The 21,628-nt window shown below is 34.5% G+C and carries 20 protein-coding genes, 4 tRNA genes and 1 rRNA gene; 15 read left to right on the forward strand and 10 right to left on the reverse strand.

The genetic code is table 11. The annotated features are described in order from the left end of the window. Positions 1–190: 190 nt before the first annotated feature. From BS621_RS03000 to BS621_RS03010, 3 genes are all read right to left on the reverse strand, one after another. A tRNA-Ala gene (locus BS621_RS03000) sits at positions 191–263 on the reverse strand. Between the two features lie 12 nt (positions 264–275). After that, positions 276–349, reverse strand: a tRNA-Ile gene (locus tag BS621_RS03005). 125 nt (positions 350–474) lie between these two features. Further along, positions 475–1,959, reverse strand: a 16S ribosomal RNA gene (locus BS621_RS03010). A gap of 602 nt (positions 1,960–2,561) precedes the next feature. Here BS621_RS03010 and BS621_RS03015 point away from each other — a divergent pair. Continuing rightward, on the forward strand, positions 2,562–4,001 hold the full coding sequence (locus BS621_RS03015) for a glycoside hydrolase 100 family protein (RefSeq protein WP_077141775.1): 1,440 nt from the start codon (positions 2,562–2,564) through the stop codon (positions 3,999–4,001). 2 nt (positions 4,002–4,003) lie between these two features. Here the strand turns inward: BS621_RS03015 and petD are convergent, their stop codons facing one another. After that, positions 4,004–4,486 carry a cytochrome b6-f complex subunit IV gene (petD, locus tag BS621_RS03020; protein WP_025937389.1) on the reverse strand — a complete coding sequence of 161 codons (483 nt, stop codon included), beginning with the start codon at positions 4,484–4,486 and terminating at the stop codon, positions 4,004–4,006. Between the two features lie 33 nt (positions 4,487–4,519). Beyond that, entirely contained in the window at positions 4,520–5,176 is a 657-nt protein-coding gene (gene petB / locus BS621_RS03025; RefSeq protein WP_011817812.1) for a cytochrome b6, read from the reverse strand. 71 nt (positions 5,177–5,247) lie between these two features. Between petB and ctpZ the strand changes: the two genes are divergently transcribed. The 6 genes from ctpZ to BS621_RS03055 all read left to right on the forward strand — a co-directional run bounded on the left by ctpZ (position 5,248) and on the right by BS621_RS03055 (position 9,892). Beyond that, on the forward strand, positions 5,248–6,543 hold the full coding sequence (gene ctpZ / locus BS621_RS03030) for a carboxyl-terminal processing protease CtpZ (protein ID WP_077142649.1): 1,296 nt from the start codon (positions 5,248–5,250) through the stop codon (positions 6,541–6,543). 27 nt (positions 6,544–6,570) lie between these two features. Then, positions 6,571–7,827 carry an HD domain-containing protein gene (locus BS621_RS03035; protein WP_077141776.1) on the forward strand — a complete coding sequence of 419 codons (1,257 nt, stop codon included), beginning with the start codon at positions 6,571–6,573 and terminating at the stop codon, positions 7,825–7,827. Between the two features lie 10 nt (positions 7,828–7,837). After that, entirely contained in the window at positions 7,838–8,500 is a 663-nt protein-coding gene (locus tag BS621_RS03040) for a septum site-determining protein MinC (RefSeq protein WP_077141777.1), read from the forward strand. Between the two features lie 111 nt (positions 8,501–8,611). After that, on the forward strand, positions 8,612–9,427 hold the full coding sequence (gene minD, locus BS621_RS03045) for a septum site-determining protein MinD (protein WP_025937385.1): 816 nt from the start codon (positions 8,612–8,614) through the stop codon (positions 9,425–9,427). 1 nt (position 9,428) lies between these two features. Then, complete coding sequence (gene minE, locus BS621_RS03050; protein ID WP_025937384.1) at positions 9,429–9,755, forward strand: cell division topological specificity factor MinE; 327 nt, start codon at positions 9,429–9,431, stop codon at positions 9,753–9,755. A gap of 65 nt (positions 9,756–9,820) precedes the next feature. Further along, positions 9,821–9,892 (forward strand) — tRNA-Thr (locus BS621_RS03055). 178 nt (positions 9,893–10,070) lie between these two features. Here BS621_RS03055 and BS621_RS03060 read toward each other — a convergent pair. The 4 genes from BS621_RS03060 to BS621_RS03075 form a co-directional block, all read right to left on the reverse strand. Next, on the reverse strand, positions 10,071–10,652 hold the full coding sequence (locus BS621_RS03060) for an L-threonylcarbamoyladenylate synthase (RefSeq protein WP_077141778.1): 582 nt from the start codon (positions 10,650–10,652) through the stop codon (positions 10,071–10,073). Between the two features lie 23 nt (positions 10,653–10,675). Further along, entirely contained in the window at positions 10,676–11,545 is an 870-nt protein-coding gene (gene prmC, locus BS621_RS03065; protein WP_077141779.1) for a peptide chain release factor N(5)-glutamine methyltransferase, read from the reverse strand. 11 nt (positions 11,546–11,556) lie between these two features. Next, positions 11,557–11,709, reverse strand: coding sequence for a photosystem II reaction center protein PsbM (gene psbM / locus BS621_RS03070; RefSeq protein WP_011817804.1), 153 nt, complete (start codon positions 11,707–11,709; stop codon positions 11,557–11,559). Between the two features lie 105 nt (positions 11,710–11,814). Further along, entirely contained in the window at positions 11,815–12,177 is a 363-nt protein-coding gene (locus BS621_RS03075; RefSeq protein WP_025893996.1) for a 2Fe-2S iron-sulfur cluster-binding protein, read from the reverse strand. Positions 12,178–12,399: 222 nt separating this feature from the next. On the opposite strand from BS621_RS03075, the gene psbB reads away from it, so the two are divergent. The 8 genes from psbB (at position 12,400) to BS621_RS03115 (ending at position 20,546) form a co-directional block, all read left to right on the forward strand. Then, positions 12,400–13,923, forward strand: coding sequence for a photosystem II chlorophyll-binding protein CP47 (gene psbB, locus BS621_RS03080; protein WP_025933107.1), 1,524 nt, complete (start codon positions 12,400–12,402; stop codon positions 13,921–13,923). A gap of 23 nt (positions 13,924–13,946) precedes the next feature. Beyond that, on the forward strand, positions 13,947–14,045 hold the full coding sequence (locus BS621_RS03085; protein ID WP_011131951.1) for a photosystem II reaction center protein T: 99 nt from the start codon (positions 13,947–13,949) through the stop codon (positions 14,043–14,045). A gap of 96 nt (positions 14,046–14,141) precedes the next feature. Then, positions 14,142–14,621: a transcriptional regulator NrdR gene (nrdR, locus tag BS621_RS03090; RefSeq protein ID WP_025922898.1), complete on the forward strand. Its 480-nt coding sequence runs from the start codon at positions 14,142–14,144 to the stop codon at positions 14,619–14,621. A gap of 109 nt (positions 14,622–14,730) precedes the next feature. After that, positions 14,731–15,822, forward strand: coding sequence for a 30S ribosomal protein S1 (locus BS621_RS03095; RefSeq protein WP_025933106.1), 1,092 nt, complete (start codon positions 14,731–14,733; stop codon positions 15,820–15,822). Between the two features lie 136 nt (positions 15,823–15,958). Then, positions 15,959–17,200, forward strand: a complete 1,242-nt coding sequence (gene metK, locus BS621_RS03100; RefSeq protein ID WP_077141780.1) for a methionine adenosyltransferase — start codon at positions 15,959–15,961, stop codon at positions 17,198–17,200. A gap of 13 nt (positions 17,201–17,213) precedes the next feature. Next, the gene (locus BS621_RS03105) at positions 17,214–18,443 is read left to right on the forward strand and encodes an FGGY-family carbohydrate kinase (protein ID WP_025893991.1); all 1,230 of its coding nucleotides are present in this window, start codon (positions 17,214–17,216) and stop codon (positions 18,441–18,443) included. Between the two features lie 91 nt (positions 18,444–18,534). Then, positions 18,535–18,607, forward strand: a tRNA-Phe gene (locus BS621_RS03110). Between the two features lie 124 nt (positions 18,608–18,731). Beyond that, positions 18,732–20,546, forward strand: coding sequence for a tetratricopeptide repeat protein (locus tag BS621_RS03115; RefSeq protein ID WP_077141781.1), 1,815 nt, complete (start codon positions 18,732–18,734; stop codon positions 20,544–20,546). Positions 20,547–21,063: 517 nt separating this feature from the next. On the opposite strand, the gene BS621_RS03120 is transcribed toward BS621_RS03115, so the two are convergent. Continuing rightward, positions 21,064–21,483, reverse strand: a complete 420-nt coding sequence (locus tag BS621_RS03120) for a hypothetical protein (protein ID WP_025893990.1) — start codon at positions 21,481–21,483, stop codon at positions 21,064–21,066. Between the last annotated feature and the right edge of the window lie 145 nt (positions 21,484–21,628).

A 21,628-nucleotide genomic window follows, 5' to 3' on the forward strand; every position in this document is an offset into this window, starting at 1 on the left:
TCTGCATCATTAAAGATGCTTATTGTCTTTAAAAATAATCTATGCAGTTGTCAAGGTTCTCTGAAAACAATGAAATTAATTCAATGAGTCCAGCATCTTAATGATTTCATTAGGAAGCTAGATTCTTTCAGAATTTGATCACAACTCAAAAAATTTCCTTTCTACCAATTATGGAAGAGGTGGTGATCAGTGGAGGTAAGCGGACTCGAACCGCTGACATCCTGCTTGCAAAGCAGGCGCTCTACCAACTGAGCTATACCCCCAACATAGAGATATGGGCCATCCTGGACTTGAACCAGGGACCTCACCCTTATCAGGGGTGCGCTCTAACCACCTGAGCTAATGGCCCAGGAAAAATAATGGGTGTGACCTAGAAAAACTTAGGAAATGAAATTCTTAATAAATTAAAAACGTGAGATACCGATCGACCTAAGGTGACAAAATAATAATATTAAACATTTTGTTGTCTCCCTGTTAGGAGGTGATCCAGCCGCACCTTCCGGTACGGCTACCTTGTTACGACTTCACCCCAGTCATTAGCCCCACCTTCGGCGTCCTCCTCCACAAGGGTTGGAGTAACGACTTCGGGCATGGCCAACTTCCATGGTGTGACGGGCGGTGTGTACAAGGCCCGGGAACGTATTCACCGCAGTATGCTGACCTGCGATTACTAGCGATTCCTACTTCACGTAGGCGAGTTGCAGCCTACGATCTGAACTGAGCCACGGTTTATGGGATTTGCTAGCTCTCGCGAGTTTGCTGCCCTTTGTCCGTAGCATTGTAGTACGTGTGTAGCCCAGGGTGTAAGGGGCATGATGACTTGACGTCATCCACACCTTCCTCCGGTTTATCACCGGCGGTCTTTCTAGAGTGCCCAACTAAATGCTGGCAACTAAAAACGTGGGTTGCGCTCGTTGCGGGACTTAACCCAACATCTCACGACACGAGCTGACGACAGCCATGCACCACCTGTCACTGCATTCCCGAAGGCACCCTCAAATTTCTAAGAGGTTCGCAGGATGTCAAACCCTGGTAAGGTTCTTCGCGTTGCATCGAATTAAACCACATACTCCACCGCTTGTGCGGGCCCCCGTCAATTCCTTTGAGTTTCACACTTGCGTGCGTACTCCCCAGGCGGAACACTTAACGCGTTAGCTACGACACCGAAGGGGTCGATTCCCCCGACACCTAGTGTTCATCGTTTACGGCCAGGACTACAGGGGTATCTAATCCCTTTCGCTCCCCTGGCTTTCGTCCATGAGCGTCAGTAATGGCCCAGCAGAGCGCCTTCGCCACTGGTGTTCTTCCCGATATCTACGCATTTCACCGCTACACCGGGAATTCCCTCTGCCCCTACCATACTCAAGCCTTTCAGTTTCCACTGCCATGATGGAGTTAAGCTCCACGCTTTAACAGCAGACTTGAAAAGCCGCCTGCGGACGCTTTACGCCCAATAATTCCGGATAACGCTTGCCACTCCCGTATTACCGCGGCTGCTGGCACGGAATTAGCCGTGGCTTATTCCTCAAGTACCGTCATATCTTCTTCCTTGAGAAAAGAGGTTTACAGCCCAGAGGCCTTCGTCCCTCACGCGGCGTTGCTCCGTCAGGCTTTCGCCCATTGCGGAAAATTCCCCACTGCTGCCTCCCGTAGGAGTCTGGGCCGTGTCTCAGTCCCAGTGTGGCTGATCATCCTCTCAGACCAGCTACTGATCGAAGCCTTGGTGAGCCATTACCTCACCAACTAGCTAATCAGACGCGAGCTCATCCTCAGGCGAAATTCATTTCACCAGTAGGCATATGGGGTATTAGCGGTCGTTTCCAACCGTTATCCCCCTCCTGAGGGCAGATTCTCACGCGTTACTCACCCGTCCGCCACTAACCCGAAGGTTCGTTCGACTTGCATGTGTTAAGCACGCCGCCAGCGTTCATCCTGAGCCAGGATCAAACTCTCCGTTGTGTTCAAATCCTTTTGTAGATAAATCTACTCAAATTGAATTGCTTTATCCAAATAAAAACTTCAGTTTTTGAATTTAGTTTCAGCCTCCTTAAATTTTAAGGATTACATTGAGTGCACATTAAAAATATTTCTAAAGTGACTTTCCAAGATCTCAGATCCGTTTGCATCAAAGCTAAAAGTTAGCAATTGATGACATTTTTATATATTCTTGACGGGACCTCACACCTTTATTGCAAATACATCTTGAAATAACTAAAAAAAATTTGGTTATTTCTGACGCAATAAAAGCATCAGTTCCTAAGTTTTTAAATTTTCTAGGTGCAGAGTTAAACAACAAGTGTATAACTCATTTAGAAGGGTAAACCCTTCTTCTGGCTGAAAATAATGATTAAAATCAAATCTTCAAAGAATTCACTCATTTACCAAAAATCAGATTTAAAGTAATTGCTTGAATAATGCAAAAAGAATATTTCTGCCCAGAAGAAAATACTAAACCATCCGACTGTAATTGTGCAACCTTTTATACAAAATTTTTTTATTAATTTTTTATTTGATCAAAGTCTCATTAAACAACTAGGCTTAAATAAAGGGATATAAATGAAATGGCAGAAAGATTTAATCAAAAAAATTTAAGAGTAAGACCAAGTTCTGATGAAGAGAAAATTGTAACAAATGCAAAAAAACACTTCGAAAAGACTTTGGTTGAAATATCAGGCGAGTTGGTAGGAAGCGTTGCCGCACTAGAACACCCAACAAAAAATAAAAAATTAAATTATGGAGAAATATTTTTAAGAGACAATGTTCCTGTAATGATTTACCTCATTACCCAAAAGAGGTACGAAATTGTCAAAAAGTTCCTAAGTGTATGCCTTGAGTTACAAAGCTCTAATTACCAAACGCGTGGTGTATTTCCTACTAGTTTCGTAGAAGAAAATGGACAGCTCATTGGAGACTATGGTCAGAGATCAATAGGAAGGATTACTTCAGCTGATGCAAGTTTATGGTGGCCGATTTTATGTTGGTATTATGTCAATAAAAGCGGTGATAATGCCTTCGGAAAAAGTCAAAGCGTTCAAAGAGGTATTCAACTTCTACTAGATCTAGTTCTACATCCAACATTTGAGGGTACTCCAGTACTTTTTGTTCCAGATTGCGCATTTATGATTGATAGACCTATGGATGTATGGGGAGCACCCCTAGAAGTTGAAGTTTTACTTCATGGATGTTTAAAAAGTTGTATTAACTTAATGGAATTAAGTAGAGCAGATCATGTTAGTAGACTTCTAGACCAAAGACTTATTCTTACAAATCAATGGGTTAAGGATTTAGGAAGTTTTCTTTTAAAGCATTATTGGGTTACCAGTCAAACAATGCAAATTCTAAGAAGAAGGCCAACTGAGCAATATGGTGATGATCAACACTTCAATGAATTTAACGTTCAACCTCAAGTCGTTCCCTCATGGCTACAAGATTGGTTAGAGAATAGAGGTGGTTACTTAATAGGAAATATTAGAACAGGAAGGCCTGACTTTAGATTTTACAGTTTAGGCAATTCTTTAGCATGTATGTTCGGAGTACTGCCTCCTGAAGAACAAAGAGCTTTATTTAGATTAGTTTTACATAACAGACAGCATTTGATGGCTCAGATGCCCATGAGAATTTGTCATCCTCATATGGATGTCGAAGAATGGCAAAATAAAACTGGATCTGACCCAAAGAATTGGCCTTGGAGTTACCATAACGGGGGTCATTGGCCAAGTTTACTTTGGTTTTTTGGTACAGCTGTCTTATTGCATCAAAAACATTATGGTTCTGAAGATGTGATTCTCATGGAAGAAATGAAATCTTTAATAGAGGAATCATATTGGTGTCAACTTAATCAATTGCCTAAGCAAGAATGGGCAGAATATTTTGATGGTCCTACAGGTACTTGGGTTGGGCAACAATCAAGAACGTATCAAACTTGGACAATTGTTGGATTTTTGTTAATGAATCATTTTTTAAGAAATGAATATAACGATCTAGATATGTTTAAAATTTAAATTTAAAAAAGTCCTAAAGTTAATGATTTATCAATTGGCAAGCATGCACCAATACCAAGGTATATTGTTAAAAAAGTTCCAAATAAGAAAACAGCCATTGCTATTGGTCTTCTAAACGGGTTAGAAAATTTATTAACGTTTTCAATAAATGGTAATATCATTAATCCAAGTGGAATTAATGTTTGAAGTGCAATACCCAAAAGTTTATTGGGAACAACCCTAAGTATTTGAAAAACTGGATAGAGGTACCATTCAGGAAGTATTTCCAGGGGTGTTGCGAATGGATTAGCTTTGTCTCCCAACATTGCAGGATCAAGAACTGCTAATCCAACAACACAAGCAATAGTTCCTAGAATAACTACTGGGAAGATATATAGTAAATCATTTGGCCATGCCGGTTCTCCATAATAGTTATGGCCCATACCTTTAGCTAACTTTGCTCTCAATTTTGGATCAGATAAATCCGGTTTTTTTAACGTAGACATATGAAATACTAATAATGGTTTAAGTATAAGAGTTTATAAAGGACCTGAAATGCCCTGTTTACGAATCATTAAAAAGTGCATCAACATAAATACCGCTAATGACCATGGCAATACAAAAGTATGAAGACTGTAAAATCTGGTTAAAGTCGATTGTCCAACACTTTCTCCACCTCTAAGAAGTTCAACCATAAAGTCACCAATTACTGGAATTGCAGCAGGAACACCTGAAACAATCTTAACCGCCCAATAACCTACTTGATCCCAAGGTAGAGAGTATCCTGTCACTCCAAAAGCTACAGTTATGACTGCCATTACAACACCTGTAACCCAAGTTAATTCTCTTGGCCTTTTAAAACCTCCGGTAAGATAAACCCTAAAAACATGAAGGATTAACATCAGAACCATCATTGATGCACTCCATCTATGCACAGATCTTATTAACCATCCAAAACTTACATCAGTCATTAAATAGCTGACTGAACTATAAGCTTGAGTCACTGTTGGCTTATAGTAAAAAGTCATTGCAAAACCTGTTGCAAATTGAATTAGGAAGCATACTAAAGTTATGCCTCCTAAACAATAAAAAATATTTACGTGAGGGGGTACGTACTTGGAAGTTACGTCGTCAGTTATGTCTTGAATTTCAAGTCTTTCTTGAAACCAGTCATAAACAGATGAAGAATTCGCCATCCAAAAAAAAATTAGCTTTGATATAAAGAGCTTACTTAAAATTCTTATACTTGGTGTTAACACTTAACCCAATGAATTCATCTTTTAACAAACTTTTAACATTCAAAACTGTGATCACTGCATCAATGATCATCGTTTTTTCTATCAATCTTTTGTTGATTGAGAGAGTGGATGCCCTCAGTGATAGCAGGCAATTAGTACTTGACGCTTGGACCTTGGTAAACGAGGGGTTTTATGATCCAGAAAAGTTTGATGAAATCCAATGGAAAAGAATTAGACAAAAAACATTACAGAAACAAATTGAAACAAGTGAAGAGGCTTATTCCGCAATTGAAGACATGTTAAGACCTCTAGAAGATCCATACACTCGAGTTTTACGCCCAAAAGATTATGAACTACTGAAATCAAGTAATTTTGGGAGTGAAATTAATGGTGTTGGGCTTCAATTAGGTGAAGATGATGACAATAAAGTTAAAGTTATCTCTACTCTTGGGGGTTCGCCAGCTGAAGAAGCCGGAATAGTAAGCGGGGACTTGATAGAGACAGTGGACGGAATCTCATCAGAAAAATTAGGGCTTGCAAGTACTGCCTCTAAGTTAAGAGGTGAATCAGGGACAAAAGTTTTAGTTCAGGTATCTTCAGAATCAGGAGAAATTAGGGAAGTCGATCTAGAGAGGAGATCAGTAGATCTCAGACCAGTTAGAACAAAAAGATTAAGAGACGATTCTCACACAATAGGATATTTAAGGATAACTCAATTCAGCGAAAGCGTACCCAAAAAAGTTGAAGAGGCTCTTCAAGAGTTAAAAGAGAAGGAAGTTGAGGGATTGATCTTGGATCTTAGAAATAATTCAGGGGGACTAGTAAGCTCAGGTATAGCAGTTGCAGACTCGTTATTGAGTGAGAAGCCTGTAGTCGAGACAAAAGATAGAAATGGAATCAAAGATGCAATTATCTCTCAAAAAGAGACATCTTTTGATGGACCAATGGTGACTTTAGTGAATAAAGGTACTGCAAGTGCCAGTGAAATACTAGCTGGTTCTTTACAAGATAATGAGAGGTCAATTCTTATGGGAGAACAAACTTATGGGAAAGGTTTAATTCAATCCCTAAAAAGTTTGGGAGAAGATAGTGGTATCGCTATAACAGTGGCTAGTTACTTAACCCCCAATGGGAATAATATTCAAGGCCAAGGTATGACCCCTGACAAATTACTTGATCTTCCGGATGCAAGTGATTATGGAAGTACTGACGATAAATGGGTGAGGAATGCAGAATTATTTCTGGGGTCGGTTCTAGAAAAAGAAGAAGTTTCAGTTCAAACAATTGGATTAAACAATGAAGAAATTAAATCTTTAAATGGCTAAAGATTGAAAACAAAAAATCTAAAATAAATGAGCATTAAAAGAATTTTTCATGACCCAATTCATAAAGAAATAGTATTTGATGCAGGAAAGCCAGAAGAATTAATGATTATGGAATTAATTGATACAGTTGCTTTTCAAAGACTAAGAAGAATAAAACAACTTGGTGCGGCATCATTACTTTTTCATGGTGCAGAATCGAGTAGATTTACTCACTCAATTGGAGTCTTTTGTATAGCTAGAAAAATTTATAAGAGATTAATTGAAAGTAAATCTTCATTTTGTGAAAATAAATTTGTTCTTTATGGAGCAGCCCTACTTCATGATTTAGGTCATGGACCTTTAAGCCATACCAGTGAAAAAATATTCAAGCATGATCACGAAAAATGGTCTGAAAACTTAGTAACAAATTATTCTCCAATCAATACAATCCTCAAAAAGTATGACAACGAATTACCAAGAAAAATTGGTGAATTATTTCAACCAAAACAACTATTTTCAAAACCCTTAAAAACATTGATCAGTAGTGAGATAGATTGCGATCGTCTCGATTACCTTTTACGCGATAGTTACAACACAGGTACTAATTATGGCTTAGTAGATTTAGAAAGAATAATTTCAGCTCTTACCTTTTCACCTGATGGGAATATCGGAATCAAACCAAAGGGGATAATCGCTATTGAGCATTTCCTTGTACTTAGAAACTTGATGTATAGAACAATTTACAATCACAGGATAAACGAAATATCAACATGGATTCTGGAAAAAATATTACACACAATAAAACATAATTATGAAAAAAATATTTGGTTAGATAATTCTTTATATAAATGGATTTTTTCACCATCAAAGGTTGATTTTGATGATTTCATAAGAAATGATGATGTAACGTTTTATTATCACTTGATTAGATGGAAAGATGAATCTTTTGAGCCACTTTCTACACTATGCAAAATGTTTATTGACAGAGATTTATTAAAGGCGTCAGACATTAGTTTTTTAAGTAAAATAGATAGATTAAAAATCCTTGCATTTGCCACAAAATTATGTGAAAAGAATGGTTATGATTCAGAAATATATTGCGGGATTAAGGAAAGGTCTTTTAAAGGTTTTGAATCTAATAATGCACTAAAAATATGGGACGGCACTTTTCAAAGCGCATTAGAAAATAGTTCTGCATTAATAAAAACTTTAATGAGATCCGAAGAAAGCTCTTTTATTATTTATCCAGATATGATCAAAAATGAAATTAAGAATGAAATTTCACTAATAAAAAACAATATCTAGATTTAATTCAATGGAAATCGTTTTAATAAACACTAAAAGTAAATATTTAGAAGTTTTTTCTTTGTTAAATTTAGATAATATCAATGAAACTTTCAAAAGATTTTCTTCCATCAAGGAACCTTTAGAAGCAAAAATTTTCGCAGTCAATGAGTCAATAAGTTCTCATCAATTTTTAAAATTAAAAAATCATTTTGACAAAATTAATATTTGTTCCTTACGCATCTACTCAAATAATAGAGATTCAATAATAAGTGGAAGGTCCTTAAAAATAGATTCAGCTTACATAAAAGAGCAAGAGATCAAAAACCAGTTACTATTATTCAATTCAAAAAAGAAAGACGATATTCTTCACAAAGGAACAGTACGATCGGGCGAAAGAATATCTTCAAACGGAAACCTATGTATTATTGGAGACGTTAATCCAGGAGCAATAGTTTCCGCTAAGAAAAATATTTACGTTTGGGGCAAATTACTAGGGATCGCATTCGCAGGGAAAAGTGGAAATAAAAATGCCTCTATTGCATCACTTTATCTAAACCCTTTACAGTTAAGGATTGCAGATGTGATAGCAATTGGACCAAAAGAAAAGCCCAAAAATTACTATCCAGAAATTGCAGTTATAGATAAACAAACAATAATTATCAAACCTCACTTAATCGAAAATAAAAATTAATCAATAATTTGCAATAAATAAATTCAAAATAGATAAATTTAAGAATTACTTAATCTTTAAAATATTTAACTTTCTGCAAGTGGCTTTATTATTTGTAAAATCTTAAAAATCGTGGGGAAGAATACTCGCACAATACTAATCTGTTCAGGTAAGGGAGGAGTTGGCAAAACAACTTTAACTGCAAACCTAGGAATTGCACTTGCTAATAGTGGAGCAACAACTGCTGTATTAGATGCTGATTTTGGCTTAAGAAATTTAGATCTTCTTCTAGGATTAGAAAATCGCATCATTTATACGGCTCAAGATGTTCTAGACAAGAACTGTCGTCTCGATCAAGCATTGGTTAGACATAAAAAGGAGCCTAATCTTGCTCTTCTACCTGCTGGAGATCCAAGGATGTTGGATTGGATGAAGCCCGAAGATATGAAAAAAATTAGTGAGCTACTTAGTGAGAACTTTGATTTTGTCTTAGTAGATTGTCCTGCTGGTGTAGAAGATGGCTTTAAAAATGCCCTTGCAGCCTGTAAAGAAGCTATTGTTGTTACTAACCCAGAATTATCCGCAGTGAGGGATGCAGATAGAGTAATAGGGATTCTTAATACTTCAGATATTGAGCCTATTCAACTTGTAATCAATAGAGTTCGCCCTAATATGATGGCTAGTCAAGAAATGTTATCCATCGAAGATGTTCAAGGGATCCTTTCTTTGCCTTTATTAGGTATTGTTTTAGAAGATGAACAGGTAATAATAAGTACAAATAGAGGAGAGCCACTGACACTTTCAGATAGTAGATCTCCTGCAAAAAGATGTTACTTGAATGTTTCTCAAAGACTTACAAATAAAGATGTACCAATTATCGATCCCAAAAAAGAAGGCAAAAGTCTAAAAGATAAATTCATGAGATTAATGCAAACAAAGGTTTTTTAAAATGATGACTCTCAGAGATCTTATAAATAAATTACTAGGCAGAGAACCGTCTAGTGCCAATACAGCAAGAGAAAGATTACAACTTGTACTGGCTCATGACAGAGTTGATATGAGTTCTTTAACAACTGATCTTTTAGATAAAATGAGGAAAGAAATTCTTGATGTTGTTGCTAAATATGTTGAAATTGATTTTGATGAGGTAGCAGTAAGTTTAGAGACTGAGGATAGAATGACTGCATTAGTTGCCAATTTACCAATCAAAAGAACTATTTCAGGAGAAATAAAATTCAAAAAAACTGATAAAGCTAATAAAGATATCAAAAAGTAATAAATTTAAAAAAAGCTAAAAAAATACTGATAATTGACCCTTCCTGATTGTAAGATAAAATGATTGCCGGCTTAGCTCAGCGGTAGAGCAGCGCTTTTGTAAAGCGAAGGTCATCAGTTCAAATCTGTTAGCCGGCATTTTGATTTGTTTAATTCTGTTCAATATTCTTCGTTGAAAATAAAAAGACTAAACCTATCAGAGCAATAATAGGAATCAATCTTATTTCGAGAACATACTCTAAAAAAGATGCAAGGGGCTCAAATATCCAATAAGTAAAAAATTGAATCAATAAAACAAAAAATAATAATAAAAACATTAATACAATTCCCTTACTAATACTTCTCCTTGTCTAATCAGTCTCCAATCTCCACATTTCTTCCACAATATAATAGTACTTGCTTTTCCACTTCTTTTTCCCCAGGGGATAGGACCCAAAATTTTCAGAGTAGGGAAGTCTAGAGCAATACCTTCAACTGTAATAGATCCTTTAAAACCTGAAATATTTGCACTTGAAGTTAACAATGGACCTGTTTCTCTCATGAGAGATTGAGCCATATATGAATTTGGAATCCTCAACCCAAGGGTAAGATCATTGCTTGTGAGGATTGTAGTCTGCTTTTCTGAAGCAGGAATAACCATTGTCAGAGCTCCAGGCCAATATTTTGAAGCTATATTTTCGTAATCTTCTTTAGCTGATTCGTGAACATAATCAATTAATTGTTTATGTTCTGCCCCCATAAGAATTAAGGGTTTATCTCTATCCCTTTTTTTAAACTCATAAATAATATTTGAAAATTTTGGCAAGCACCCAATCGCAGGTAATGTGTCAGTTGGGAAAATTATAGGTAAACCACTTTTAAGAGTCTTCAAAGCGGATTTGCAGTCTACTAAATTCATTTAGATTATGAACTTGTAATAATTTATTTATATCTTCCAATGGTAAACCTACCAATACCTGAAAGATCTTTCACAATTTCTATTGATGTAAATTTATTTTTTAAAAAAAGTTGTTTTACTTTTTCGCCTTGATCAAAATGATTCTCTAAAATTAGCCAGCCCTTCTCTTTTAAAAATATTGGTGCATTTTGTATTATTTCCCTAATGTGTTTTAAACCATCTTCGCCACCTAATAAAGCAACTTTAGGTTCGAAATTTTTAACTTCTTTGGGCAATTTTTCATAAGTATCTTTTGGAATATATGGCGGGTTTGAAATAGCAAGGTCTAATTTACCTTTAAAATTTTCAAGAGGTGACCACCAATTGCCACAATAAAATTTCAAATTTGATTGTTTGGAAGAATTTATATAATTTTTATTAGCTATTTCTAATGCGTCTTTATCTATATCAGTTGCCACCCCTTCGCTAAATGGATAAGCCAATGCCAACGCAATACTTATAGCGCCTGATCCAGTTCCTAATTCAGCAAAAAATAATTTCTGTGACTTCCTTCTAAATACACTGAAGACAATATCTACTATGAGCTCTGTCTCTGGTCTGGGAATAAGTACTTTATTTGTAACTTTTAATTTTAAGTCTCTCCAATAAGTTATTCCGCAAAGATATTGAATTGGGCAAGATTTTATTAAATGATCTTCCCAAACAGATTCTAAATATTTTAAGCTTTTTTTTAAATGTAAGTTTCCATTAGGATTTAAAATTTTCAAGTTTAAATCTCTAGTCGAAATATCGCCTATACAATCAAGTAAAACTTCAAAAGATTGTTGATCACCACCTTTTGAAAGTTGCTTTTTTTTCCACAATAAAAATTCCTTTACAGAAATGCAAAGCATTTACTAAAGCATCAGCGTTTTGGTCCAAGTCTACCTTTACTAGAGTCAGAGTAGAAGCTTGATTTTTCTCCATCTTGAGTAGAAATAAATAAACCAATGAGGAATATTGTTGGCACCCCTACAAATAAAAGACTAGCTACGAATCCAAAGTTAGTTGTTTCCATTTAATTAGATAGTTCTATATCAAGTAATAAGACTATAGACATATAACTTGGAATAAAGTGGAAAAATAAACAAATTTTATAAACTGATTAACAGTCTTAAACAATTTAACGTGGTAATTTTTTATTTTCACTAATTTTTTTTAGTTCTTCCAAATTTGAGGGAGGGGATTGTGGTTTTGTTAAAATTACTGCAGATGACTTTATCAATGTTTGGCATGCTAATCGCCAATTTTCTGGTCTATTTTTAAGTTTTTCTTCTTCAACGGATGTAAGAGGGCTTAAGGAATTTTTGTTTCCACCTTCAACTGAAATAAAGCAAGTACTGCATTGTCCAGCGCCTCCACAATTTCCCAAAATACCTTTTAGTCCATAAAGCTGTAAATTCTCTTTCATTACGAGTTCTCTTAAATTTTCACCAGGATTACATTGAACCTCTAAGTCCTCACGGATAAATCTGATAGTTGCCATTTTTTTAGTTATTTTTCTTATTTTGGCGTTTTACTTTGAGAATTGTGACCAAAATATTAACAGTTTTTAGCTAAAAATTTCTTGTAAACTTTGTTCTGCTAATGGATTTGCCCAATTTTTGCAAGAAAATAAATTTATTTACAAAAATCCCTCAAAGACTAAAAAACCCTTACTATCATGATGTTTAGCTGTTCATACAGCATAGTTACTAGAAATTAACCGATGGGATTGCCTTGGTATCGAGTTCACACAGTAGTTATTAATGACCCAGGTCGACTACTTGCTGTGCATCTTATGCATACTGCATTATTAGCCGGCTGGGCCGGTTCAATGGCTCTATATGAATTAGCCATTTTTGATCCTTCTGATGCTGTTCTCAATCCAATGTGGAGACAGGGGATGTACGTTATGCCTTTCATGGCAAGACTAGGTATCACAAGTAGTTGGAATGGATGGGATATTACGGGTGCTACTGGAGTTGATCCTGGATTCTGGAGTTTCGAAGGAGTTGCGGCAGCACACATAGTATTTAGTGGCCTATTGATGTTGGCATCTATTTGGCACTGGACATATTGGGACCTAGATTTATGGGAAGATTCAAGAACTGGTGAGCCTGCTCTTGATTTACCAAGAATTTTTGGAATCCACCTTCTTTTAGCAGGACTTACATGTTTTGGTTTTGGAGCTTTTCATTGCGCAAACGTAGGGATTTGGGTTTCTGATCCCTATGGTTTAAGTGGTCATGTAGAACCTGTAGCACCTTCCTGGGGAGTTGAAGGATTTAATCCTTTTAATCCAGGAGGTATTGTAGCTAATCATATTGCAGCAGGACTTATGGGTATTATTGGAGGTATTTTTCATATTACCAATAGACCTGGAGAAAGACTTTACAGAGCATTAAAACTTGGAAGTCTCGAAGGAGTTCTTGCGAGTGCTTTAGCTGCTGTACTATTTGTTTCTTTCGTTGTTTCCGGAACAATGTGGTACGGTTCAGCAACCACCCCAATAGAGCTTTTTGGTCCTACGAGATATCAATGGGATTCAGGCTATTTCAAAACTGAAATTAACAGAAGAGTACAAGCTTCTATTGATGATGGAGCAACTAAATCAGAGGCATATGCATCGATTCCAGAAAAATTAGCCTTCTACGATTATGTAGGAAATAGTCCAGCTAAAGGGGGACTATTCAGAGTTGGAGCTCTTGTTAATGGTGATGGTTTACCAACTGGTTGGCAAGGTCACATTGCTTTCCAAGATAAGGAAGGAAACGAATTAGAAGTTAGAAGAATTCCTAATTTCTTTGAAAACTTCCCTGTCATTCTTGAAGACAAAGAAGGCAATGTAAGGGCCGATATCCCATTTAGAAGAGCTGAAGCAAAGTACTCATTTGAGCAAACTGGCATTACAGCAACTATTTATGGAGGAGACCTAGATGGACAAACATTTACAGATCCTGCTGTAGTGAAAAGATTAGCAAGAAAAGCTCAACTTGGAGAAGCATTCAAGTTTGACAGAGAGACATATAAATCTGACGGTGTATTCCGAAGTTCTCCAAGAGCATGGTTTACATATGCACATTTATGTTTCGGATTGCTATTCTTATTTGGGCACTGGTGGCACGCTTCAAGAACTCTTTACAGAAATTCCTTTGCTGGTATTGATGCTGAGATTGGCGACCAAGTTGAATTTGGTTTATTCAAAAAGCTTGGAGACGAAACCACAAGAAGAATCCCTGGAAGGGTTTAACCTAAACTTTATTACTTAATCTTATGGAAGCTTTCGCTTACGTTCTTATTCTAACTCTCGCAGTTGTAACCTTATTCTTTGCTGTCGCCTTTAGAGACCCACCTAAATTCGATAGAAAATGAACCATGAAAAAGGCCTCTTTAACAAGAGGTTTTTTTTTACTTTTCATAATTAGAATATTACCCTACTATTAGGGTTGAAGTGCGTTATTTCACCACATGCAGTGTCCAACCTGTCAAAACACAGATAGCAGAGTTTTGGAATCAAGATCTGCTGATAGTGGTAAAAGTGTTCGAAGAAGAAGAGAGTGCTTAAATTGCAGCTTTAGATTTACAACTTATGAAAGAGTCGAAACGATGCCAGTTTCAGTTATTAAGAAAGACGGTGGCAGAGAATTATTTGATAAACAAAAATTATTTACTGGCATATCAAGGGCATGCGAAAAGACTAACTTCAGTAGTGAAGCAATTATTAATTTCGTAGATGGAATTGAATCACAAATCGTTCAAGACTCTAATAAAGATATTAAATCTTCACAAATCGGAGAATTAATACTTAAAAATCTTAGAAAAGAAAACGAAGTCGCCTATATAAGATACGCCTCAGTTTACAGAAAATTTAATGGGGTAAAAGATTTTATTTCAACTCTTGAATCTCTAAAGGGAAGTTCAAAAAACCAATTAGCATCAATTTCATAAAATTCTGCATCTTAAAGTGTAGAATACATATCACAAATGTTTATTGCTATTGGTTTGCAGGCTAGTAGCATCCCTTTCTAACTACCTTAGGTAGTCTGCGATACAACAAATGAACGAAAATTCTTCCCAAACCATTAAAGAACTTTCTGAGGATCAAGAAATTAAAAATTCGTCTGAGTTAGATAATGATTCAACCTCTCAAAATGAGGAAGATTTATCATTCGAGAAGAGCGATATACCTTCAGCAGACTCTTCCTCTAGCAGAACAAATACTGATTTTGACAACGCAGGATTCACACAAGAAGAATTTGCATCACTTTTGGGTAAGTATGACTATAACTTTAAGCCTGGCGATTTAGTCAAAGGTACCGTTTTTGCTCTAGAGCCAAAAGGGGCCATGATAGATATAGGGGCTAAAACAGCTGCTTTTATGCCTGTTCAGGAGGTTTCAATAAATAGAGTTGAAGGACTTAATGATGTTTTACAACCTTCAGAAAGTAGAGAATTTTTCATAATGAGTGAAGAAAATGAAGATGGCCAATTAGCCCTCTCCATTCGAAGAATTGAGTATCAAAGAGCTTGGGAAAGGGTTAGACAACTTCAAAAAGAAGATGCGACTATATATTCTGAAGTTTTTGCAACAAACAGAGGAGGGGCTCTCGTCAGGGTAGAAGGCTTGAGAGGTTTTATCCCAGGCTCTCATATAAGTGCTCGAAAAATCAAAGATGACTTAGAAGGTGAATATTTACCTTTAAAATTTCTTGAAGTTGATGAAGAGAGAAATAGATTAGTACTAAGTCATAGAAGAGCTTTGGTTGAGAAGAAAATGAACCGACTTGAGGTAGGAGAAGTTGTTGTTGGTTCTGTAAAAGGTATTAAACCTTATGGAGCGTTTATTGATATTGGTGGAGTTAGTGGTTTATTGCACATTTCTGAGATTAGTCATGAACATATTGAGACTCCACATAATGTTTTAAATGTGAGTGACCAAATGAAAGTGATGATAATTGACCTTGATTCAGAAAGAGGACGAATTTCATTATCTACTAAAGCACTTGAACCTGAACCAGGAGATATGCTAACTGACCCTCAAAAAGTTTTTAGTAAAGCTGAAGAAATGGCTGCTAAATATAAACAAATGTTATTTGAACAAACTGATGAGAACGAAGAGATTCCAACAGCTTCAGCTGAAACAGTATAACTTCACTTATTCATTTTGTGCACGAATATCAGAACTTAAGCCTCATTATTCTTATACAAGTATTTTTAATTAACAATAATTGATTTGTAACGATAATCTAATTTAGGATATTAACTAATCCCAAAATTATTTGTAAATGAGTGATTTCATTTTCACTTCAGAATCCGTAACTGAAGGTCATCCTGACAAAATATGTGATCAAATTAGTGACGCTGTTTTAGACGCTTTATTGACAGAAGATCCAGAAAGCAGAGTTGCATGCGAAACTGTAGTTAACACTGGTCTTTGTCTACTTACTGGAGAAATAACTTCAAAAGCAAAAGTCGATTATATAAAACTTGTTAGAAATGTAATTAAAGAAATTGGATATGAGGGCTATAGAGCAGGTGGTTTTGACGCAAATAGTTGTGCAGTTTTAGTAGCACTTGACGAACAATCACCAGATATTTCTCAAGGAGTAAACGAAGCAGATGATGTTAACGATGATTTGGAAGATAATACCGGTGCTGGCGACCAAGGCATAATGTTTGGCTATGCATGCGATGAGACGCCTGAATTAATGCCCTTACCGATTAGCTTGGCTCATAGATTAGCTATTCAACTTTCCAAGGTAAGGCATGAAAACGTGCTTAATTATCTACTCCCAGATGGTAAAACTCAAGTAAGTATCGATTATAAAAATGGAGTACCAATATCGATTAATACCATTTTAATTTCAACTCAACATAATCCTGAGATAGATGGTATCACAAATGAAGCAGAAATTCGTCAAAGAATAAAAGAAGATTTATGGACGCATGTTGTAATTCCTGCTACTGAAGATTTAGAAATCAAACCAAACATTCATACAACAAGATTTCTAGTAAATCCCACGGGCAAATTTGTCGTAGGGGGGCCTCAAGGTGATGCCGGACTTACTGGAAGAAAAATTATAGTAGATACTTATGGGGGTTACGCAAGACACGGAGGAGGGGCATTTTCTGGTAAAGATCCCACAAAAGTGGATAGATCAGCTGCTTACGCAGCACGTTATGTAGCTAAAAGTATAGTTAAGGCAAAATTAGCAAAAAAGGCAGAAGTACAATTAAGTTATGCAATTGGAGTTGCAAAACCGATTTCCATTCTTGTTGAAACTTTTGAAACTGGCGTTATTTCACAAGCTAATTTGACTGAGCTCATTAATAAGTACTTTGATTTAAGACCAGCAGCAATTATAAAAGAATTTGATCTAAGAAATCTACCCCAAAAAATGGGTGGTACATTTTTCAGAAAGACTGCATCCTATGGACATTTTGGCAGAAGAGATCTAAATCTCCCTTGGGAAAAGGTAGAAGAAAAATCAGCCCAATTAGCGGAGGCTTCCAAAGTATTTTTATAAAAATATTTATTCTATGCCTGATAATTTTTATGGGGGATTAGATTTTGGAACTAGTGGCGCAAGAATATCTATAATAAATTTTCATGAGAAATTAGTATATTCAAATTCAATTCCTTATTTACATAGCTTTAAAAATCCAAATTCTTGGATCAATGCTTGTGAAAGACTCTTAGGGTGTTTACCTATTGAGGTAAAAAGTAACCTTCAAAAATTGGCTATATCTGGCACATCAGGAACTTTAACAGCATCAAATTTACGAGGAGAGCCAATAGGAGAAGCAATATCTTATGACCAGGCATGTAATGAACATAAGATCCTTCTTGAATCATTAACTTCTGGAGAAAATCATCTGCGAACTCCATACAGTAGTCTTGCTAAAGCATTAAAACTAATTGATAAATATGGGACAAATATACTTTTACGACATCAATCTGATTGGATCACTGGTTGGTTTTTAAAAGATTGGACTTATGGAGAAGAAGGTAACAATCTAAAACTTGGTTGGGATCTAAAAAAAGAATCATGGCCAAAAAGCTATCTCAATACTTCATGGAGAAAATGCCTGCCTCACATAATAAAAAGTGGGAAAATTATTGGACAAGTGAATTTTAATTTAGCAGAGAGATTTAACTTGAATAAAAAATTAATATTAATCTCAGGCACTACTGACTCTAATGCAAGTGTAATAGCTGCAGGTTTAGGAAAAGAAGATGGTCTCACAGTTTTAGGAACAACTATTGTAGTTAAGAAAATTATTGATAATCCTATAAAAAAACAAGGAATTACTAACCATAGAGTAAACGGCAATTGGATATGTGGAGGAGCATCAAATGCAGGTTGCGGTATATTGTCTCAGTTTTTCTCTGATTTAGAAATAAAAGAGCTCAGTCGACAAATAAATCCATCAAAAAACACTTCTTTAAATCTTTTACCTCTCAATAGTAAAGGAGAAAGATTTCCTGTTAATGATTCTAATTTAAAGCCGATACTTGGTCCAAGGCCAGTAAGCGACTCACTTTATTTACATGCATTATTCGAGGGTCTAGCTAAGATCGAATTGAAAGGATGGGAAAAGCTAGGCGAACTAACAGGTTCACTTCCAAAAAAAATTATTACTATTGGTGGAGGCTCAAAAAACCCTCAGTGGAGAAAAATAAGAGAAAATATTATCAATATACCAATAGTTTCATGTAAAAAAACTACTTCATTTGGTACAGCCTTGTTAGCGATGAACTCAAAATAAAAGTCTTTTAGGATATTTGATAAAGATATAAAATTTTTAATTAAAAGGGTTTCACAAACTACACATCTTAATTTAGAGTATATAGGTTAGAGCCGGGATAGCTCAGTTGGTAGAGCAGGCGACTGAAAATCGCCGTGTCCCCAGTTCAAATCTGGGTCCTGGCACCTTTAAACCCTGTCTATGACAGGGTTTTAACGTTTTTAGAGATGGAGTACACATGGAGTACACTTATTTTTGTTAAATTGCTTATTCAAGAAAAATAAGTATAATGCTTAAAAAAAATTATAAGTGGAAAATTTTGATGAGTTATCTGAAGAAGTTTTAATTAGAAAAGCGAAGGAGGAAATAGGTTTAGAAAATTATGCTAATGCATTAATAATATTTTCAAAGATCTTAGAGTTAAATCCTAAAAACGTAAGTGTATTAATATGGAAAGCAAAATTACACAATAATATAGGTGATTATCAAGGTGCTATTGATAGTTATTCTGAGTTAATTAAATTAGTTCCACATAATGAAAGCATTTGGAATTTGAGAGGTGATGCCAAAGAGAAAATTGCGGATTATAAAGGAGCAATAAATGACTGGTCAGAAGGAATTAAATTAGATCCTGATAATTTTCAAAGGGCAATAAATGTATTTTCAAAAGAAATTAAATTAAATCCGGATAATCCTGTTTTATTTCTACTTAGGGGTAATGTTAAATATTATTCAGAAGATTTTAATGGAGCAATAAATGACTATTATCAAGCAGTCAAATTAAATCAAAAGGCAATTGATAATATAAATTTTGAAAATTTATATTCTTTAATCTATGACTGGTCAGAAGTCGGAGCAGTGGATCCGAAAATAATAGATGTTACTGATAGATCAACTAGAAAAAAGTTTGCAGAATTATTTGCACTTTCTGGTGATAAAAAAAATGAAATTGGAGATTTCAACGGTTATTATCAAGATTATGAAGTTGCGACGAGGTTCAGCGATTATAAAATTTTTAGAAGTTCTAAAAAATATCTTACAAAAGAACACGAGAAAAAAGTCCGTGAAAATATTTCAAGATTTTCTTTGAGTATTTTAAAAAATCCCCAAAATAAAGAAGCACTTATTAGTAGAGCAGAAGCAAAGTTGAGTTTATATGATTATGAAGGTGCAAAAAATGACTATTCACAAGTAATTAAATTAGATCCCAAAAATAAAATAGCATTTTTGAATAGAGCAGAATTAAAGTGGAGTTTATGTGATTTTCAAAGTGCTTTAAATGACTATTCACAAGTAATTAAAATAGATCCTGAAGATAAAATTAGTTGGATTTTGAGAGGTGATCGCAGATCTGTATATGATGATTTTCAAGGTGCTATTAGTGACTATTCACAAGCAATTAAATTAGATCCTGAAGATAGTGTTTCATTTTTAAATCGATGTGAGACAAAGATCGAAATAGATGATTTTGAAAGCGCAATTGATGATTATTATCAATCAGTAAAATTAGATCCAAAAAGTGAGAAAGCAAACCATTTAGATATAATAAAAAATTTATTTTATAAACTTAATGATCAAAATATAGATCAAAGATTAAAAGTGAAAATTGAAAGAATTTTTTTCAATTTGGGATTAATTAAATACAAAATTGGTAAGTATGAAGACGCAATTTATCATTATTCAAAGTCAATCGAAATGAATACGTCGAATTTTAATTCATTAATAAATAGGGGATTAGCAAAAGAAAAACTTGAATATTGGGAGCGTGCAAATAATGACTACTTAAAGGCAAAAAAAATAAATCCTAAAAATCAAATGGTGATAAAAAAATTATCAAAACTTAAAAATAAATTTGATAATCATTCAGCATCAAAAACTAATAATAAAAAATTAAAAAAATTAGGATTTAATAATAAAAGGAGTTTAGGTTCAAGAAATTTCAAAAGATTAAATGTAGATGAATACAAGCAAATAATGGATAGTTATGATTTGAACTTGAGTCTTGAAAAAAAAAATTATTACTCTAACAAACTTATTAGAGATGACTTAAATATAGTATTGAGGATTTTATCGCCATTTATTATTTTGTTATTAATATCCGCCTTTCTTATCATAGTTTTTTGAATAATTTTTGTATTTATAGCACTTTTAGCATAAGAAAAAATTTTTTCAAAAGAAATCTGCTTTCATATATAACTTTGTGTAAACCCTTATTCATTTTTGATATAAAATTCTTATCGATACTCTTCATCCATTCATCCAACGGGTTTAGGTGATGAGGTCATTAAGGATACTTTGAAGGGATAATTTAAAGAGACTTATATTTTAACAATGTCTTAAGTCTAGATTATAAATTCAATTAAAATTATTTTTGGATATTTTTTCTCTAAACAATGTACTCCATTTAGAATCTAAGAGAAAGAAGAAAAATTGATGTGGAACAGATGCAAATGGAGTACACCGAATGGAGTACGCAATATTCAAATCTTCAACAACCTGCTCTATAACAAAATTTTAATACCTTAAAAACCTAATTCAAATCTGGGTCCTGGCACCTTTAAAACCCTGTCCTAGACAGGGTTTTATACTTTTAAATCATTGAGAACTCGTTATTTTTCGTATTTTTTATAACTTTAAATTTTTAGTTTTCGACTCTGCAGACTTGACCAATAACACCCAAGATCAGTTTATCTCCATTAGGATCTTGCCAATTAGCTAAATCATTGAAATTTCTATTTGCTTCATCTATTGAGACATCAACATCTCTAAATGATTTTTCAAAACAATTTATATCCATTGTATAGAGAATATCCTTAGTAATTTCACTTTTTGTTTTGGGAATAAATTTACTCAATACTCTTACAGAACCATCCTCATTCCTTTTTATACTTTGCCTATCCCATAACTGCTCTCCATATTCACTTTTAGGGACTCCAACCCACTCATGAGGTAAAGCTTCTGATTTTTTTATTGAAATACAAAAGAAAACGATAATCGAAAGGACTAAATTAATGAAATTTCTAAAAAATATTGAATTAACTTTATTCTTAGAATTAATCATGACTATTTAGGGAATACAAAAATTTTTTATTAGTAGGAAATAAAAAATTAAAAATATGTAAAAATTTTTATTGATTAGTATTTCTATTATAGATAGAATCAAATATTAAAATTAAGAATTTACTTCCAATAAATTTATTAGAAAA

The sequence above is a fragment of the Prochlorococcus sp. RS04 genome (assembly GCF_001989455.1).
GTDB lineage: Bacteria > Cyanobacteriota > Cyanobacteriia > PCC-6307 > Cyanobiaceae > Prochlorococcus_A.

Coding starts and splice junctions, on each gene's coding strand:
- BS621_RS03075 (WP_025893996.1), bottom strand. CDS start 12,177: ATGGCAACTATCAGATTTATCCGTGAGGACTTAGAGGTTCAATGTAAT.
- BS621_RS03035 (WP_077141776.1), top strand. CDS start 6,571: ATGAGCATTAAAAGAATTTTTCATGACCCAATTCATAAAGAAATAGTA.
- nrdR (WP_025922898.1), top strand. CDS start 14,142: ATGCAGTGTCCAACCTGTCAAAACACAGATAGCAGAGTTTTGGAATCA.
- psbB (WP_025933107.1), top strand. CDS start 12,400: ATGGGATTGCCTTGGTATCGAGTTCACACAGTAGTTATTAATGACCCA.
- minE (WP_025937384.1), top strand. CDS start 9,429: ATGATGACTCTCAGAGATCTTATAAATAAATTACTAGGCAGAGAACCG.
- metK (WP_077141780.1), top strand. CDS start 15,959: ATGAGTGATTTCATTTTCACTTCAGAATCCGTAACTGAAGGTCATCCT.
- BS621_RS03095 (WP_025933106.1), top strand. CDS start 14,731: ATGAACGAAAATTCTTCCCAAACCATTAAAGAACTTTCTGAGGATCAA.
- BS621_RS03015 (WP_077141775.1), top strand. CDS start 2,562: ATGGCAGAAAGATTTAATCAAAAAAATTTAAGAGTAAGACCAAGTTCT.
- prmC (WP_077141779.1), bottom strand. CDS start 11,545: ATGCTTTGCATTTCTGTAAAGGAATTTTTATTGTGGAAAAAAAAGCAA.
- ctpZ (WP_077142649.1), top strand. CDS start 5,248: ATGAATTCATCTTTTAACAAACTTTTAACATTCAAAACTGTGATCACT.
- BS621_RS03085 (WP_011131951.1), top strand. CDS start 13,947: ATGGAAGCTTTCGCTTACGTTCTTATTCTAACTCTCGCAGTTGTAACC.
- BS621_RS03060 (WP_077141778.1), bottom strand. CDS start 10,652: ATGAATTTAGTAGACTGCAAATCCGCTTTGAAGACTCTTAAAAGTGGT.
- BS621_RS03105 (WP_025893991.1), top strand. CDS start 17,214: ATGCCTGATAATTTTTATGGGGGATTAGATTTTGGAACTAGTGGCGCA.
- psbM (WP_011817804.1), bottom strand. CDS start 11,709: ATGGAAACAACTAACTTTGGATTCGTAGCTAGTCTTTTATTTGTAGGG.
- petB (WP_011817812.1), bottom strand. CDS start 5,176: ATGGCGAATTCTTCATCTGTTTATGACTGGTTTCAAGAAAGACTTGAA.
- BS621_RS03040 (WP_077141777.1), top strand. CDS start 7,838: ATGGAAATCGTTTTAATAAACACTAAAAGTAAATATTTAGAAGTTTTT.
- petD (WP_025937389.1), bottom strand. CDS start 4,486: ATGTCTACGTTAAAAAAACCGGATTTATCTGATCCAAAATTGAGAGCA.
- BS621_RS03120 (WP_025893990.1), bottom strand. CDS start 21,483: ATGATTAATTCTAAGAATAAAGTTAATTCAATATTTTTTAGAAATTTC.